Raw genomic sequence first — 16352 nt, forward strand, 5'->3', positions numbered from 1 at the left:
CGGGCCAAGCCACTGCGAACCTGACACGCTCAACCGCCCTCAAATACAACGGATTGTGGAACGGTGTGGCCGCTGATCTTACCGCAAAGGGCCCACCAGAACGAACGCAGGGCCTTAAAGCTGCCTTTTCATCAGTAGCGGCAAAGGGCCCGCGCTGCAGTGTCAAGCAATCGCTGGCGGCCACCAGCCTGGAAACATCTGCTGAACACGGGGTTCGGCAAAGCGCTCGTCGATAAGTACCAGTACCCCGCGGTCCTGGTCGCCCCGGATGACCCTCCCTGCTGCCTGGATGACTTTGCGCACACCTGGATACAGGTAGGCATAGTCGAACCCAGCGCCGAACTGGCGACCAAGCCGCTGCTTGAACTGCTCGTTGATCGGGTTGACCTGGGGTAGGCCCAAAGTGGCCACGAACGCGCCGATCAAGCGCGTCCCCGGCAGATCGACCCCTTCACCGAAGGCCCCGCCCAACACCGCAAACCCTACGCCGCGGCCGCCCTCGACGAAACGGTCGAGAAACGCCTGACGCTCGCCCTCGTCCATCCCTGGGGCTTGCGACCAGAGGGGGATTTGCCCGTGCTGGCGCGCCAGCAGCTCGGCCACCTGCTGCAGATATTCGAAGCTGCTGAAGAAGGCAAGGTAGTTACCCGGAAGGCGCTGGTATTGCTGCGCAATCAGCTCGACGATCGGCGCCAACGAGGCGCTGCGCTGCTGATAACGCGTGGAAACCTGACTTGCAATGCGCACTTCCAGCTGCTCGGCGCGAAACGGCGCGGCTACCTCGAGCCAGGCGGTGTCCGCCGGCATGCCCAGCAGGTCGTGGTAGAAGCGCCGGGGGCTCAGGGTGGCTGAAAACAAGGTCACGCTGCGGGCCGCCAGCATACGGGGCGCGAGCAGCCGCGCTGGGTTGACGTTACGCAGGCACAGGGTGGAATAGCGCTTATTGCGTGGGCCGTTGCGCACGCTGATGTCGAAAAGAAAATGCTCGTCGAACAGTTCTGCCACCCGGTTGAACTGCAACGCGTTGAAGAAAAACTGCAGCAGGTGCGGATCGGTATGCGCCGGGGATTGGTTCATCTGCTCCTGAATCAGGCTGGTGCACTGCTGGAGCGCGCGTAGCAGCGCTTGGGGCAACGCGTCACTGGCCTGGTACGGCGCGCGCTGTTCCTTGTGCAGCGCATTCCACTGCCGGTTTAAACGGTCCAGCGCCGTGGTCAGCCCGGCCGGCTTACGTTGACGCAATGCCTGCAACTGGCCCTGATCGAGGCTGGCGCTGTACATGCTGCGGCCGCGCTCGACCAGGTTGTGGGCTTCATCCACCAAAACGGCAGTACGCCATTGGTTGGCCTGGGCCAGGCCGAAGAGCAAGGCGTGGGCATCGAAGTAGTAGTTGTAGTCGGCAATCAGTACATCGACCCAGCGCGCCATTTCCTGCCCCAGGTAATAAGGGCATACCTGATGGGCCAACGCCACTGCGCGCAGGCTGCTGCGGTCGAGCATGGGCTGGGCAGCGGCGGCTTCGCGTGCGGCAGGCAGCCTGTCGTAGAAGCCCGCCGCCAACGGACATGACTCTCCGTGGCAGGCCTTGTCCGGGTGTTCGCAGGCCTTGTCGCGGGCGATCAGCTCCAGCGTGCGCAAGCCGGGCTGGGCCTGGGTATCGGTCAGTTGGCGAAGGGCATCCAGGGCCAGCGCGCGCCCCGGTGTCTTGGCTGTCAGGAAGAACAGCTTGTCCAACTGCTGCGGCACCATGGCCTTGAGCAAGGGAAACAGCGTGCCAAGCGTCTTGCCGATGCCGGTACTGGCCTGGGCCATCAGGCAGCGGCCAGTGCTCACGGCCTTGTACAGGGTCTCAGACAGCTGCCGCTGCCCTTGCCGAAACTGCGGATAGGGAAAGCGCAGCGCCAGTAGCCCTTGGTCGCGCTGCGCAAGGCGTCGTTGCTGACGGTGAGCCCAGGCCAGAAACCGTTGGCACTGGTCGTCGAAGAAGGCCTGCAGATCAGTCGCCGTGCAGTGCTGGGTGATCAGCGTCTGCCCGTCACTGTCGACGTCCAGATACACCAGGGCCACATCAAGGGCTGACAGGCCACGCGCCTGACACAGCAGCCAGCCATAGACCTTGGCCTGAGCCCAATGCAATTGGCGATGATTGTCAGGCTGGCGGGCCAGGTCACCGCGGTGGGTCTTGATTTCTTCGAGGCGGTTGCAGGCCGGGTCATAGCCGTCGGCGCGTCCGCGAACACGCAGGGTTTCAAACTGCCCTTCAAGGGCGATTTCCGACTCATAGCCCGCCCCCCGGCGGGCGACCACGCGCCGATGGCCTTCAATGCCTTCCTGGGCTGTGGGCGACGGCGTGAAGCGCAGGTCCAGGTCACCCACCTTGGCGCTGAACTCACACAACGCCCGTACGGCTACGCTGTAGCTCACGCCGCCTCGCTCCAGCGCACATGACACACCGCGACCGGCAGGCCATGCAGGCGGCAGAATTCCAGCCACCGCAGCTGGTTGTCCTGCAGGCGATCACCTGGCCCCTTGACCTCCACCATGCGGTAGCGGCCTTGCTCCGGCCAGAACTGGATCAGGTCCGGCATACCGGTGCGGTTGTTGCGAATGTCCTGCAGCAGCCTCAAAAAGCACTGCTTCAGATGGGCGCCCGGCAAGCAGCCCAAGGCTTGGTCAAGCAGGGTTTCACTGAGCATGCCCCAGAATACGAAAGGCGATTGCAGGCCGCGCTTGGTGGCATAGCAGTCCAGAATGGCCTGCCGATGTGTCCCGTCGTCCAGCCGGCTCAGGCAACGCTCGAACACTTGGCTGCGCCGATGCTGGAAGTCGCTGTCGTGCAGGTCTTGTGGCGCCGACTGGAACGGGTTGAAGAAGGCTCCTGGGACCGGGGCGAACACGGCCTCCCAGCACAGCAGGCCGAACAAGCTGTTGAACAGAGTGTTTTCCACATAGTGAACCTCCCCACCCGCCGTAGCCAGATGCTGTCGCACCGCTTCCTCGACGCCAAGCTCGGCGTGGGCTCTGGGCAGTTCCAGCTCCATCACCTCGACGGGCTTGAGGCGCTGGCGACGCTGAGGTGGCCCGCCGAGCTTGCGCGCCAGGCGCGGCAACATGCGCTCCAGCGCCTGTACCTCAAGCGCATTGGCCGGCGCTGCTGCCAGTTGCAGAGCCAGGGCATGGGCCTGCTCCCAGGACTGTGTGCGCTCCAGTACGCGTACTTGACGAATGCGCGCCTGGGGATGGGCGCACTGGGCGTACACCGCCATAGCCTGATCCCACTCGCCCCTGCGTTCGCACTGCTGGCCCAGCGCGAACAGCAACCGCGCCCGGCGCCTGGCCAGCCATGCATTGCCACTGTGCAAACCTTGCAGTGTCGCCAGGATCGAAGCGGTATCGGCGCCCTCCTCAAGATGCTCGGCGCACTGGTGCAGCGCCAGGGCCAGATCAACCTCCGAGCGCTGGTGCAAGGCCCGCGAGTCAGCGCTGAACGCTACTTGCTCGAAGCGCAGCACCCCCAGGTCGGCGAGCACGAAGTCCGACCAGTCTTGATAGAGATTGCCGAAAAACAGCAGCCGAATTCGGTCACAGACCGGCTGTCGACACCACTGCACGATACGCAGCTCACTGTCGGCGAACCATTGGCGCAGCGACCGCGGAGCCAGTTCCAATGCTTGCAACTCGGCCAGCAGCTCATGCTTGACCGCACGCGGCCGGCTGAGCTGCGCTGCAAAGCACTGCGCCAGTTCATCCTTGCGCAAGAGCGTGAACAACTGCTCGAGGGTCAAGTGCTCGGGCTCGCACACCCAGCCGAGCCCGATCAGAGGTGCCAGGGCCTGCCCGATATCACCGATTTCGGCATACTGCAGGCGATCATCGCGAAACAGCTCACCCTTGCGCATGACCATGCGCACCATGATCGCTTGCGCAGGCGGGTCCAACTCGGCGAACGCAGCGATGAACGCCTTCTCGCTCAGATCGAGCAGGTCTGCATAGCGCTGCCCCACCCAGCACAGGACCTGGCGGAAGTTATGCAGGTAATACAGGGGATCTTCGACAGAATGGGCAATCACGGAAATCGGTCGGACGGCAGCTTTACGGGGTACTGGTTATACATACAGATTGGCCCATGTGACAAGTGCCGCGGGTCGGGCCGTGCACCTTCGCACCGTGGCAGCACGGCCGATGCCGGCTGGTAAGGTCATCAGGGATGCCCGGCGATCCGAGCCAGTCGATCGACGGCAATCTGTAGCTCTACCGGGTCATCGCCGGTCCAGCCCAGGGCCAGGTGGTGCTGAAAGCGGCTTTGCAAGCTGAAGTGCTTGCCAGGCATGGCATGCAGCGACGTGCCTGCCAGCGCCTTGCTGATGGACTCCCAATGCACAGGCTGGCGCAACCTTGCCCAGATCAAGCCGCCGCCGTCGGGCAAACGCAGTTGCAGCTGTGGCCCGAAGCGTAACGCGAGCACGCGTGCCAATGTTCGGGTACGGCGTTGCAGCGCCTGGCGAAGCCAGGCCCATTGTGCGTCCACCTCCCCTTTGTCCAACATGCAGGCCAGCGCTTGCATGCGTAAGGGTGGCAAGCGGAAAGCCCGTTCGCCAAAGCCTCTGGTCAGTGCACCGGTTGGTCCGAGTACGTAGGCATACGGGGCCTCGGGCCCAAGCACTGCCTCGAACCCACCCACCACCAACAGTTGCCTGACATCCACCCAGTCTCGCTGGCGTATGAGAGGCGGGCCTGCGTGACAGAGCTCGCTGTCCAGGTCGCTTTCCAGCACCCATACCCGATAGCGTGAAAGCAGATGGCCCAACTGCTGCTGGCCCGCCGAGGACACTAACCGCCCTTGTGGCGTGCTCAGACATGAGGGCAACACCACAAGCCCCACTGGCTCGCTTTCCAACAGACAGGTCAGCGCATACAGATTCAGATCACCCCGAGTATCCACTGGCACCTCCAGCACGGGCACCCCGGTCCGGGCGAGCGCCTGCAGTAGCTGCCAGCAGCACGGTGAATGAACCAGTACTGTCGCATGCCGAAGTTCGAGCGCTGCCCACACCGTATCGAGCAACGCAGTGAGGTCCGGCGCCACGTGCACATCCTTGGCGCACCAGTAACGGCTGCTGGAATGGGTGTAGCGCTCTGCAAGCGCCTGACGCAATCTCACGCTCCCCGGATCCTGCCCCCTGCCCACGGCTCGCAGCCGCTGACGCGCCAGCCGGCGTTCATGGTTGTGCAAGTTCAGCTCGAACAGCGATGGCTCGAATACCGGCAGCTGCCGGGGCACGATGGCCAGCTCGCTGCTTGACGCACCGTGCACGAAGTAGCCCGATCTGGGCAGGCGCTGAACACGACCGGCTTCCTCCAGCAGGTTATAGGCGTGCTGAACAGTGCCCAACGACACCCGCAGCCTCGAAGCCAGGCCACGCAGCGAGGGCAAACGCTGTCGTTGGCCGGGCGGCGATTGATCAATGAGTGCTTCAATGTACCGGTAGACCTTGCGGTAGGCAAACTCGCGATGCGGGGCCTGCGGCATCACGACCACTCCACGTCACTGCCCTGCGCCGGCAATGGCGCCTGACACAGCAGACGCAGGTTGATGTCACGCCTGGCCAGGTGCCTGAACACGCGAATGGCCGAGGCAGGCAAGCTGGTTTCATACACGGCCCGCAGCTGTGCAACAGGCAAGCCACTGACATTGACGAGCCAAGCCTTCACGGCCTGTGGACAAGGCTCGCCGCGTAAGGCGTAGTGCAAATAGGGCAATGCCACCAGCATGTCGGTATGCCGGCACTTGAGGTAGCGCTCCAAATGCTCACCCCTGCGAGCGAAAGGTGCAAACAGCAGGCAAATCAACTGATCGTGACTCAAACCCAGCACGCCGCCCGCCTGCGCGGCGCGGCCCCGGCCCGGTTTGTCTACCTGATTTTTGAGCGACAATGCAGGCCTGCACCCCAGGGTTTGCTGAGCGCGGCTCTGCAATTGGCGCACCTGCGCCAACGTTTCAGGCTCCACGAACGCCCCCAATGGATAGGCATCCTCTGGCACTGCACACGCATTGCCGAGCATCGATTCGAGTTTTTGCCCTTCAAGCAAGTCTGCCAGAAGCTCATCGATCGCCATGACTCGCAGTGGTGTACGTGCCTGCACCTCCCGGCCTGCCGGCATGGTTTCCTGGCCACCAACACCCTCCAGCCGCCGTGACAGTTGACTGAGCCCATCGGCTAACGCAGCCAGGCAATGCTGCGCCTCGGGCAAGCCATTTTCGCCTGCAAGGTGCAGGATGCGCCGGAACCAGGCCAGAAAACGATGCCGCTCTCGCGCCGGTATTGCCGTGATCATCACGTCGACAGGTGTTTGAGACTGCACGGCCTCACTGAAGGTGGTTGCCAGGTCCAGATAAAGCCAAGCGCCTAGCAACCCCTCGGGCCTAGCCCCTGCCAGATGCCCCAACAGCAGCATGGCAGTGCTGGCCGGAGGGGCGTCGTCTCTGCTGGGCACCCAGTCTCGCGAAAAGGGCCTGACTGCCCGGCCCTGGACCATAAGCAACTCAACGCGTGGATCATCCTGCAGGAACAAGGCATTGAACGCACGCTCGTGAGCTATCAGGGTGTTGAAACTGGGAGCGGGTTGACTGATCACCAACACGCGCAACTGGAAGGTGACCGGCCCGCGTGCGGCGATGCTCAATTGCGCAGCCCGAAGCATGGCCAGTAACCTTGCACTACGGCGGTCGTTGCCATGCAGGACCAATACACGGAATGTCCCGATATATTCAGCACCTCCGGCAGCTATTAGCAATCGCTGAATCAACAACTGCAAGGACGCACGTTGTGATTGGGACATATGATTCAACAAGCGCTCCAGCACTTGCCGATAGATATGATGCATAGCCTGATCGTGAATAGCCGTCACGATATTACCTCGTCCAGTTCATGCGGTCAGTCGATGCACAAAGCACTTGGCATCCACCGGCCCGGGGGTACTCCGAAAGGTCGTTACAGTTCACGCACAACGAAGTTCACCTTCACTGTCGACACACATCGGAAACCCTCACCGCATGCCCATGGCACACCGGACCTTCACGCCATTGCCCAGCCAGCTCAGCCCTGCTCATATCACGCTCCTTGCGTAAACTGTCATTGCGCCATTATCGATATGCAACAGAAGAATTAAAGATACAGATCAGGGGAAAAAAAGTAGTCAGCAGTGATGAAACGACAGCTTGACGTTGAAACTTAAAGACTTCAATCAAAGATAAGAGGCGAAATATTTCTGCAACTCGAGAACACTGAAACTTTATGTAGTATCAGTCTTCGTCCATTGTAGGACCTATCCTTTTATAAATTCATGCACAGGCCCCCGGCCACGGGTCGAAGCGAGTAAACAACCAGGAACAGTCAGCCGTCGCCGGGGATCACGCCGGCGACGGCTGACTGTTGGGAGGAGTATGTGCGGGTAAAGCCAGATGCGGCCGGCAGCGACCTGTAGATGCCCACCCAGTGAAGCGAGCTATCAGCAAGTGGCTTGTCAGGCTGGCGTGAGGTCCAGAACCACGCGCCCGCCGCAAGGGCACTGGTCCATGTACCGATGGGCGTCGACCACTTGCTCGAACGGATACACCTTGATGATCTGCGGCGTGAGCAGCTTATCGGCCGTGAACTGGTTGATGTCGCGCAATGCCCTGTGCAAGGCCACCTGGTCCTGGCTGATGCCCAATTCAGGCTTGCCTGTAAAATTGCCAATACAGTGCACGTAGAACTGAATGTTCTTCTGGAATGCAGCACAGGCCGGGAATGGGGTCTGGTTGCCGCCTTGCAGGCCATACAGCACCAGGCTGCCACGCGGGGCCAAGACATCACCGAGCAACGACATCTGTGGCCCACCCAGGCCATCGAGCACCATGTCTACACCGCGACCTTCGGTGTACTTGCCTACCTGCATCACCAGGTCCTGCTCCTCGGTGACGATCACTTTGTCAGCGCCCAGGCCGAGCAGATAGTCACGCTGCTCGCCATCCTTGGTCGCGGCAAACACCGTCAGCCCAAGCGCCTTGCCCAGCTGCACGAACGCCGGGCCCGCGCAATGACTGGCATCGGTGACCAGTGCCGTCTGCCCACTTTTTGCACGGGCCAGATCGACGTACGCAAAATAGGCGATCAGCAGCGGCGTGTAGTGCACGCTCGCTTCGATCGGTGTCAGCACCTCGGGATAGCGGGTGATGGCTGAACGGGGCAAGACGATGACGTCACCGTACACCGGGTGATCGTTGGCACTGGTGGCGGGGAAGCTCGCGACCCTGTCACCGACCACGATGTCGTCGACCGCCTCGCCCACCGCCGTCACCACGCCGGCCATTTCATGACCTATACCGGCTGGCAGCCGTGCACGGGAGGACGCCAGGTTCTGGCGCCAGAGCACGTCGTACCAGCTGACACCGATCGCCTCGACGCGGATTTGCACCTCACCGGCGGCGGGCATCGGCTCAGCCTGCTCCTCGCAACGGAGCACATCCGCAGCGCCGAACTTGTGGAACCGAATCATGCGGGACATCGCCTACCTCGCCTCGTGAAACATCAATTACCACTGACTCTATCCGGGCTTTACCCATCAGACCAGCCGCGGTCATTAATAGTCGACATGCCTGTCATCGATTGGGCCCTGCATTTTCCCTGCAATTGGCCCCCTGGATGGGTGCAGGTTACCAGCCTTTGGCCTTAATATTCACCCCTGCTCCTTTTCTGGCGAAGCGCCCCGATGAATCGAAACGACTTGCGTCGCGTAGACCTCAACCTGCTGATCGTGTTCGAAACGCTCATGCACGAGCGAAGCGTGACCCGTGCAGCGGAAAAGCTGTTCCTCGGCCAACCCGCCATCAGCGCCGCCCTGTCGCGCCTGCGCAACCTGTTCGATGATCCGCTTTTTGTGCGCACCGGCCGCAGCATGGAGCCTTCGGCCCGCGCCAACGAAATCTTCGCCCTGCTCTCGCCCGCGCTGGATTCGATTTCCACGGCCGTCAGCCGAGCGGCCGAGTTCGATCCAGCCACCAGCAACGCCGTGTTTCGCATCGGCCTGTCGGACGATGCCGAATTCGGCCTGCTGCCGCAGTTGCTCAAGCGCGTACGCGCCGAAGCGCCAGGTATCGTGCTGGTGATACGGCGCGTCAATTACCTGCTGATGCCCACCTTGCTGGCCTCCGGTGAAATTTCGGTCGGCGTCAGCTACACCAGCGAACTGCCCGCCAATGCCAAACGCAAGGTGCTGCGCCGCAGCCGGCCGAAGCTGCTGCGGGCCGACAGCGTACCGGGCAGCATCAGCCTCGATGATTTTTGCGCAAGGCCCCATGCCCTGGTGTCGTTCGCCGGGGACCTGTCGGGCTTCATCGACGAAGCCCTGCAGGCGCTTGGACGCAAGCGCCACGTGGTGCTTGCCGTGCCGCAGTTCAATGGCCTGGGCAGCCTGCTGGCCGGCACCGACATCGTGGCCACCGTGCCCGATTACACGGCCGATGCCCTGACAGCGGCCGGTGGGTTGCGGGCTGAAGAGCTGCCGCTGGAGGTGCGCAGTTTTGAATTGCACATGGCCTGGCGCGGGGCGCAGGACAATGATCCGGCGGAGCGGTGGTTGAGGTCTAGGATTCAGATGTTTTTTGGGGATCCTGAGAGTCTCTAGTCGCCGCCGGATAGGCTGTTCGGCTGATCATTCCTGCCTTTCCACAAACCATGGAGCTCTATTTACTTCCAGTGGATTGCTACATTGGGGGGCATATTTGAGGGCATGCTATGAATGGTTTGAAAAGGATGCCCCCAGCCTGAGGCCAAGCAGGTTATAGATGGTGATGGGTGGACTGAGGGAGATATGAACCCGCGACCCTACCCCGTCTCAATGACCGAGCCGTAGTGAGCTCACCACCCGCCACACTGGACAAATGCGTGCAAATGTAAAAAATTATGATGGCATAATGCCTCTTCAGCCGGCAAAATCCACATGCTCCCAACAGATTTGAAGGACCGGTTCCGATGACATGGCCAGTCACGCTGAAACTCGACAGTGCAGCCTACCCGCTCAGCGTGGTGCAACGCGCCGCTTATTCCCTGGCCGACACTGTCACGATCCAGGTCGGTATTGAAGCCAATCAGATAAGCCTCACGGCCCACCCCGCTGAAGCAAGGCTAACGCTTTCCTCGGAGCAAGCTCACTCGTTGATCCTCCAGCATCTGAACGACTTCGCCCTACGCGACCATATCAACCGCGAAACAGCAGGGTTGCGCGAAGTCCTGGCCCGAGCCGCGCTCGCTGGATGTGGGATTTCTCAGTGACACTGATCGCGACAGACGCCAAGCACTACCGCTTGCTACCTTTTCGATTCATGCGCATGAACACGGGAAATGACCGTGACATCCTGCTCACCTCCGATACCGGTGAGTACATGCACGTGAACGACGCGCAATTACGAGCCCTCAGTCAGTTCCACGTTAAAGCAAATACACCTTTTTACAAGGACCTGCTGGCCCGCCACTTCATCTACGAACCAAGCCGCCACGACCCGTTCCCGGAAATGGCCGCGCAATATCGGAGCCGGAAGGACTTCCTCCTCCAGGGCCCTGCACTGCACTTGTTCGTGGTTACATTGCGCTGCAACCATACCTGCCAGTACTGCCAGGTATCGAGGGCCCCTCTGGGAGGATCCGGCCACGACCTGTCTGAAGCAGATGCACAGGCGGCGGTCGATCGCCTGTTCGAATCTAACGCTCCCGCTTTGACTGTGGAGTTCCAGGGTGGCGAGCCGCTTCTGGCCTTCGAGCGCGTCCGCCAGATTGTTGAATGGGTCGTTGAACGGAACGTGGTCGAACAAAGGGATATCCAGTTCGTCATCACCACCACGCTGCACCATCTGACGGACGAAATACTCGACTTCGCAGAACAAAACCGCATCCAGTTTTCGACCTCGCTCGATGGGCCGGCGCCTTTACACAATGCCAACCGCCCTACCCCGTCACGAGACTCCTACGAACGCACTGTAAAAGGTATCCAGTGGGTCCGTGAGCGCCTTGGCCATGATGCGGTTTCCGCGCTGACCACGCTGACTTCAAGAAGCCTCGAACAACCTGAAGCGATCATCGATGAGTATGTAAGTCAGGGCTTCTCCAGCGTCTCGCTTCGACCTCTGAGCCCTTATGGGTTTGCCACCAAGAGTGCACATCGACTTGATTACCCTATTGAACGATACCTGGCCTTCTACAAGAAGGCACTGGCCTATTTGCTGCATATCAACCAACAGGGTGTATATCTGTCAGAGAGTTATACGAGCCTGTTGCTGAAGAATATCCTGACACCCTTCTCCTCTGGCTATGTAGACCTGCGCTCCCCTGCTGGCGCAGGCACTGCGGCGCTGGTTTACAACTATGACGGTTATGTCTATCCCTCGGACGAAGCCCGAATGTTGCTGGAGATGGGTGAGGACGGCTTGAGGCTCGGCACCGTACAGCAACCCTTGTCTGAATTACTCGCATCGCCCGTCATGAATGCGTTGTTCGCCAGTGGCGTGGCAGAAGCGCTGCCGGGCTGCTCCGACTGCGCACTTGTCCCGTACTGTGGTGCTGACCCCGTCGAACACTATGCCCGCCAAGCTGACCCGATCGGACACCGAGTATTCAGTAGCTTCTGCAAGAAGAACATGGGACTGCTGAAGCATCTTTTCGGCCTGCTTTGCGATGGCGACGACAATGTGCATAGGGTGCTGCTGTCTTGGTTGAACAAGCGCTCTTACAACGATGTCCGGTTCCCGGGTTACAGGGGCTGATGGTGATGCTGCGTAAAGATACCCACTTTGAAATCCATCACCTGGATGAGCCGAAGCTACTCAAGGTCATCACTCTGGATGAGTTCATCGAACAAGGCCTGGCTGTTTGTGCCGGAAGCGCTGAGTTCGGTGACCTGCTGCTTTGGTTGCCAAACGAAGAACGGCTACGGAGCCCGCATCTGCTCTCATTACCAGTGGGTGGATTCCTGATCCCGGAGCCATTGATCGGCGACCTCGACAGCGCGCGGCCACATCTACACACCCCCAAAGATGCTGATGTCGTGCAGCCCGGCGATGTCATTGCCATCACACCAGGTAACACGTTGGTGCGAGTGCTCTATCGACGAGGCTCAGACAGCAACCTGCTGTTTATGACCGATCGTTGCAACAGCTTCTGTCTGATGTGCTCGCAGCCCCCCAAAGATATCGATGACCGTTGGCATGTCGAAGAGAACCTACGGCTGATCGACCTGATGGACTCGAGCGAGGAAAATCTGGGAATCAGCGGCGGAGAACCAACGCTTTATCGCGACGGCCTGCTGGAAATCCTGGCCAAGTGCAAAGCCGTTTTGCCTCAGAAATCCATTCATGTGCTCAGCAACGGCCGTCTGTTCCAAGACCCGAGCTGGATCGCGGCGCTCTCAGCCATCGGCCACCCTCAGTTGAGCTGGGGCATCCCGCTGTATGCCGACAATGCCGAAGACCATGACCATGTGGTACAGGCTCCAGGCGCGTTCAGCGAAACCTTGCAAGGTCTTTACAACCTGGCACGCGCCAACCAGATCATCGAGGTACGCGTGGTGCTCAATCGCCTGACCACACCACGCTTGCCCGAACTCGCTCACTACGTGTTCAGGAATCTGCCCTTCGTGCGGCATGTTGCGCTGATGGGTATCGAAAGTACAGGCCTGGCCAGGAAGCACTACGAAGAATTGTGGATTGACCCGCTAGACTATCAAGAGTCGTTGAGCCAGGCCGTTTATTTCCTGTTCAACCGCGGCGTGCCGGTTTCGATCTACAACCTACCCCTGTGCCTGATTCCGGCCGACCTCTCGCGTTTCGCCCGTCAGAGCATCTCGGACTGGAAAAACCTGTTCATTGATACTTGCCAGCAATGCGCTGCCGTCAACCATTGCTCTGGCTTCTTCAAATCCCACACCGACCGCTGGCAAAGCCGCGGCGTACAATTACTATCGACCGAGGCCTTTAGCGCCTATGCAAGGAGTGCACAGTGAAACTGCTCGACCGCTGGAAAGTCCTGATTAGTGGGATCAGCTTGCTGCCAATGGCAGGTACCACCCTGGCCCAGGCGGGCCATCTGTCGCTCGCCGATGCGAACTGGCAACCCAACGACAAGCTACAGCCCCCGGTATTTGCCGATACGCTCAATGCGCCAGATACCGTGAACATCTATGCAGCACATCGCTCGCACAGTTCACACCGGTCCCACAGTTCGCACAGTTCTCACTACAGCGGCTCGGGTGGCTATAGCGCACCGCGCTACTACAGCCCACCCGCTACCCATACCCGAAGCTACAGCGCGCCGAGTGCTTCGAGCAGCAACTCAAGCAGCAACAGCCTTTATCAGTCGTCTGGCACCACCAGCGGGACAAATTCGAGCACTTCAAAGCGCCGCGCGACCAATGAGCAGAAAAGCAACCTGGTCACCCGTGTGCAGACCGCGCTGATGGTGCGTCAGTATTACCAAGGCGCCGTTGATGGGGTGATGGGCAAAGCGACACGCGGTGCGCTGATGGCCTTTCAGATGGACAGTGGGCTGACCGTGAATGGTCGGATGGATACGCCCTCGCTGAATGCGTTGGGGATCAAGATTCCATAAGTCGCTTTGAGGCTAGAGCTAGCGTCCGTTCAGCAACGAAGGAATTATCCCATGCAGCGCATCACTCAAGTCGACAACACTGTCTGGGCATTGGTCAGCCGCCCGCAAGGCAAGGAAATGCAAACACCGTCGCGTAGCGCCCGCTTCCGTGTCGCGACTGTTGATGCAAATCGCGTTGTGATTGAGACCGGATCGGAAGACTCGCAGTAGGCGCTGACTCGAGCAGCTTTCCAGCAAACGTTGGACTACCTCCCCGGTAACAATCATTTCGGCCAAGCACAAGCTGTGGAAATCAGCTCCAACCATTGTCTTCATGCGCAAGTTGCCGATCTCGGCGGAAAACGTCGAGTCACGCTTGTTGCTGGACGAAGAGATCGTGATGGCCCTGCCCGCCCAGCACCCGAAGGCAAAGGGAGGGCACATCGACTTAAGGGACTTTGCCGGGGAAGATTTCGGATTTACCCCTGAAGCGCTGGGCACCGGCTATCCCAGCCAGCTGATCGCCTTGTGTGAAGCCGCCGGTTTTTACCCCAAGGTGGTGCAGGAGGCCGCGCAGATTCATACCTTGATGGGCCTGGTGGCCTGCGGTTTCGGCGTTGCTTTGGTGCCTGAGTCGATTGCCAATTCGATCATGCGCGACAAGGTAGTGTTCCGCCGTCTCTACCCCGTGACCGCCTCCCCCAACCCGGCCATCGGCCTGTACATGAGTTGGAACACCCACAACGAATCACCGTTGATGGACAGCTTCATTTCCATGCTCGACTTCAACGTCGCTCCTCAGGTCGAGGGGATGCTGGCCGCTCAGGTCAGTAAGAGCGCCAGCTGGTAATTCTGGAACCAAACCGCAAGAGACTATCCGGTTGATATTCGCGGATAGGTCGTCCAGTGAATGGCATCTACCGACCGTTACCTGCTATCAGCCAACCCTGCACACCGCTCAACCCTTCCCTTTCTTCTTGATCTTCTTCAAGCGAGCAGCTGCTTTCTCGACCGTCGCCTTCTTCTCAGAGCGCTTCATGTTTCGCCAGCCTTTAATCTCCTCCTTGCTGCGCCCGCAGCCCGTGCACACTTCATGCTTGAGCTTGCAGCTCGACACGCAAGGGCTTTCAATCTCTTTGGCCATTGAAGAGTTCCTGATGATTGGCTGCACACGTCTGCGCGAGGGCGCGGTTCGCCAGATAGCGGTTGGACATCCAAAGCTCGCACATGATCGCATGCTCCAGTCACTGCCCCGCATCCCCCTCGCTGACGGTACGACCAAAGCCCTTGCCCGCCAGCCAGTGCAACACCGCACCCAATCCCAACAGCGCTCCCGCCCTCAGCCAGTTCTCGAAGGGCTGCTGACCCAGGACCAGCAGGCACGACAGGATACCCAACACAGGCACCACCGGATGCACCGAGAAATGCTCGGCATCGACCTTGTCCTTCTTTAGCACCAACACCGCCACGTTCGTGCTCAAAAAAACGAACAACAGCAAAAGCACGACGGTTTCAGCCAGCACTTCCAGCGAGCCAGTAAAGGTCAGCACGATGGCCAGCAGCGTGGTCGCGGCTATCGCATAACCAGGGGTACCGCGGTTGGGTAGCACCTGGCCCAGCAGGCGCGGCAGCATGCCATCGCGGGCCATGCCCCAAGTCAGACGGCTGGCCATGATCATGGTCAACATGGCGCCGTTGGCCACCGCCACCAGGGCGATGATGGCGAATACGCCGTGGGGCAGCCCCAGTTCTGCGTTGTGCACGATGTCCATCAAGGGCGTCTTGGCGTCGATCAGCGCTTGCACTGGCATCACCAACGCGGCGCCGGCGCCGACAGCCAGGTAAACCAGGCCGGCCACCAGCAAGGCCGCGAACAGCGCGCGCGGGTACGTCCGGCGTACGTCCTTGATCTCCTCGGCCAGGTTGGCGGAAGTCTCGAACCCCACGTACGAGTAGAACGCCAGCAAGGCGCCGCCCAGTATCGCAGTTGCCGGGCCCTGTTCACCGAAGTCCAACAAGCGGGCAGGCTCGGCCTGCCCTTGGCCGCTCAACACCGCCACCGCGATGATCACCAGCACCAGGCCGCTGAGTTCGATCAGGGTCATGACCAGATTGGCGCTTAGCGACTCCTTGATACCCCGGGCGTTAAGCATTGCCATCAGCACCAGAAACAGGGGCGCCAGCACCGCCGAAGGCCAGTCGATGAACACGCGCAGGTATTCCCCTGCAAACGCCAACGCCAGCCCGGCAGCACTGGTGATGCCTGCCGCCAACATGGCGAACCCCACCAAGAAAGCCAGCAAGGGCGAGCCGAACGCACGCCGTGCAAACACGGCCGCACCGCCGGCCCGGGGGTATTTGCTGACCAGTTCGGCGTAGGACGCCGCCGTCAACAGGGCGAAGAACAGTGCCAGGGCCAGCGGGGCCCAGATGGCGCCACCGGCCCGGTCGGCGATGGCGCCTGCCAGCGCGTATACGCCAGCGCCCAATACGTCCCCGAGGATGAAGAACACCAGCAACGGTAGGGTGATCACGCGTTTGAGTGAGGCAGTTGCGTCGCTGGTCATCATGGCGCTCCATTCGTCCGGGCAATGGCGCTGTGACTGAGCACCTGCGCGCAAGGTTCAGTGCCCTTGCCCAAAGGGCGCGCCAACCCCACCGTCCCATGGACTTAAGTTCCCTGACCTGCGCTGCCATTCGTCGACTAATCGAACATTGCAAAAAACCTTGCTAGCA

Annotated in this window: 13 protein-coding genes and 1 pseudogene; 7 read left to right on the forward strand and 7 right to left on the reverse strand. The window is 60.5% G+C overall.

The annotated features are described in order from the left end of the window. Positions 1-162: 162 nt before the first annotated feature. The 5 genes from ACF8R3_RS21410 to ACF8R3_RS21430 all read right to left on the reverse strand — a co-directional run bounded on the left by ACF8R3_RS21410 (position 163) and on the right by ACF8R3_RS21430 (position 8547). Complete coding sequence (locus tag ACF8R3_RS21410) at positions 163-2424, reverse strand: ATP-dependent DNA helicase (protein WP_196121874.1); 2262 nt, start codon at positions 2422-2424, stop codon at positions 163-165. Next, positions 2421-4070 (reverse strand): VRR-NUC domain-containing protein, encoded by a 1650-nt coding sequence (locus ACF8R3_RS21415; protein ID WP_392516109.1) that lies wholly within the window; start codon positions 4068-4070, stop codon positions 2421-2423. The genes ACF8R3_RS21410 and ACF8R3_RS21415 overlap by 4 nt, the downstream gene beginning before the upstream one ends. Before the next feature lie 131 nt (positions 4071-4201). After that, a complete protein-coding gene (locus tag ACF8R3_RS21420) occupies positions 4202-5530 on the reverse strand; it encodes a GntR family transcriptional regulator (RefSeq protein ID WP_392516110.1) in 1329 nt (442 codons plus the stop codon). Continuing rightward, positions 5530-6909, reverse strand: coding sequence for a hypothetical protein (locus ACF8R3_RS21425; RefSeq protein WP_392516111.1), 1380 nt, complete (start codon positions 6907-6909; stop codon positions 5530-5532). Before ACF8R3_RS21425 ends, ACF8R3_RS21420 begins: the two co-directional genes overlap by 1 nt. A 615-nt stretch (positions 6910-7524) precedes the next feature. Next, a complete protein-coding gene (locus tag ACF8R3_RS21430) occupies positions 7525-8547 on the reverse strand; it encodes a zinc-dependent alcohol dehydrogenase family protein (protein WP_058605122.1) in 1023 nt (340 codons plus the stop codon). Between the two features lie 204 nt (positions 8548-8751). On the opposite strand from ACF8R3_RS21430, the gene ACF8R3_RS21435 reads away from it, so the two are divergent. The 7 genes and pseudogenes from ACF8R3_RS21435 to ACF8R3_RS21465 all read left to right on the forward strand — a co-directional run. Beyond that, complete coding sequence (locus ACF8R3_RS21435) at positions 8752-9666, forward strand: LysR family transcriptional regulator (RefSeq protein WP_058605121.1); 915 nt, start codon at positions 8752-8754, stop codon at positions 9664-9666. Between the two features lie 347 nt (positions 9667-10013). Then, positions 10014-10313, forward strand: coding sequence for a His-Xaa-Ser system protein HxsD (gene hxsD / locus ACF8R3_RS21440; RefSeq protein ID WP_058639357.1), 300 nt, complete (start codon positions 10014-10016; stop codon positions 10311-10313). Further along, the gene (gene hxsB, locus ACF8R3_RS21445; protein WP_326384077.1) at positions 10310-11797 is read left to right on the forward strand and encodes a His-Xaa-Ser system radical SAM maturase HxsB; all 1488 of its coding nucleotides are present in this window, start codon (positions 10310-10312) and stop codon (positions 11795-11797) included. The genes hxsD and hxsB overlap by 4 nt, the downstream gene beginning before the upstream one ends. Next, complete coding sequence (hxsC, locus tag ACF8R3_RS21450; protein WP_058639359.1) at positions 11797-13032, forward strand: His-Xaa-Ser system radical SAM maturase HxsC; 1236 nt, start codon at positions 11797-11799, stop codon at positions 13030-13032. Before hxsB ends, hxsC begins: the two co-directional genes overlap by 1 nt. Continuing rightward, positions 13029-13637 (forward strand): His-Xaa-Ser repeat protein HxsA, encoded by a 609-nt coding sequence (hxsA, locus tag ACF8R3_RS21455; RefSeq protein WP_058639360.1) that lies wholly within the window; start codon positions 13029-13031, stop codon positions 13635-13637. The genes hxsC and hxsA overlap by 4 nt, the downstream gene beginning before the upstream one ends. 51 nt (positions 13638-13688) lie before the next feature. Then, on the forward strand, positions 13689-13847 hold the full coding sequence (locus tag ACF8R3_RS21460; RefSeq protein WP_230379465.1) for a hypothetical protein: 159 nt from the start codon (positions 13689-13691) through the stop codon (positions 13845-13847). Positions 13848-13941: 94 nt separating this feature from the next. Further along, positions 13942-14466 (forward strand): annotated as a pseudogene (locus ACF8R3_RS21465) (LysR family substrate-binding domain-containing protein); the annotation flags it as partial. A gap of 108 nt (positions 14467-14574) precedes the next feature. On the opposite strand, the gene ACF8R3_RS21470 reads toward ACF8R3_RS21465, so the two are convergent. Both ACF8R3_RS21470 and ACF8R3_RS21475 read right to left on the reverse strand, forming a co-directional pair. Further along, positions 14575-14760 carry a DUF1289 domain-containing protein gene (locus ACF8R3_RS21470; protein ID WP_058605120.1) on the reverse strand — a complete coding sequence of 62 codons (186 nt, stop codon included), beginning with the start codon at positions 14758-14760 and terminating at the stop codon, positions 14575-14577. A gap of 100 nt (positions 14761-14860) precedes the next feature. Continuing rightward, positions 14861-16183, reverse strand: coding sequence for an APC family permease (locus ACF8R3_RS21475; RefSeq protein WP_326384075.1), 1323 nt, complete (start codon positions 16181-16183; stop codon positions 14861-14863). Positions 16184-16352 lie beyond the last annotated feature (169 nt).

It is taken from the genome of Pseudomonas sp. FYR_7, from assembly GCF_043106155.1.
GTDB classification, from domain to species: Bacteria; Pseudomonadota; Gammaproteobacteria; order Pseudomonadales; family Pseudomonadaceae; genus Aquipseudomonas; species Aquipseudomonas parafulva_B.